The 741-nt window shown below is 45.5% G+C and carries 1 protein-coding gene; it reads right to left on the bottom strand.

Annotation, left to right across the window (positions count from 1 at the left end; genetic code table 11):
• Positions 1 to 300 precede the first annotated feature (300 nt).
• Positions 301 to 741, bottom strand: a 441-nt coding sequence (locus ALO43_RS30740; RefSeq protein ID WP_162235594.1) for a hypothetical protein, incomplete at its 5' end; no start/stop codon positions are given.

Here is a 741-nt window from a genome sequence, read left to right as displayed (position 1 = left end):
TGAAATTCCTATACATCGAGAGGGTTTTCGACCAGCATGCTGGTCTTGCAATGGTCGAAACAATTGACGCTGAGCGTCAAGCCAGAAAGCCTCCCTACTTACTTCCGGCTACCCTTTGGTAGGTAAAAAAGCCGCCATGTAGCCTAGGCCCAACATCACTAGTGCTGCCAACGGCGCGTAATCAATCATCTGTTCCATAGGTAGTGCCTCTATCAGTTATCTATCCCTTTCTGACAGCCGCCTGGGTTCAGGTCATGAAAATATCTGGCCATTGGCCACCCACCCAATTGCGCCCTGAATTCAAAATATCAATAAGATAGTTTCAATCCAATTTAAAAGAAAATCATAGTGAATTTCCTTTAAACGTCCATCTGCAAAGTCTAAGCCTATTTTGCCAACGAACGCGTCAATTTCGGCTTCAACATTCGAAATCGTCACTGAGTTCATATCCTCATCCAACTCATCGAGTATTGACTCAAAAACAGCGACTTCTACGGCCATATCCAATAAATGACGCGCCTCTGCCTCCAAGGGTCCTCTAGCCTCGCCGCCCGGTGACAAGCTGACAGCCCAATGACAATCGAATGTAAAACAGCCTGACTCTAATGTTTTGACCAGCTCTGAGTGAAGGGCCTGGTCAATGGTTTTTTCTGCCAAAAGCTCCATGAAAAATTCATTTATCGCGCTGGTCATCAATGTTCTAAACTCGCCACGAATACGCGAACAAACATCAACAATTTC

The sequence above is a fragment of the Pseudomonas tremae genome (assembly GCF_001401155.1).
Lineage (GTDB): Bacteria > Pseudomonadota > Gammaproteobacteria > Pseudomonadales > Pseudomonadaceae > Aquipseudomonas > Aquipseudomonas tremae.
Note: the sequence above shows the minus strand (reverse complement) of the source record. Positions and strands in the feature narration are given on the sequence as shown.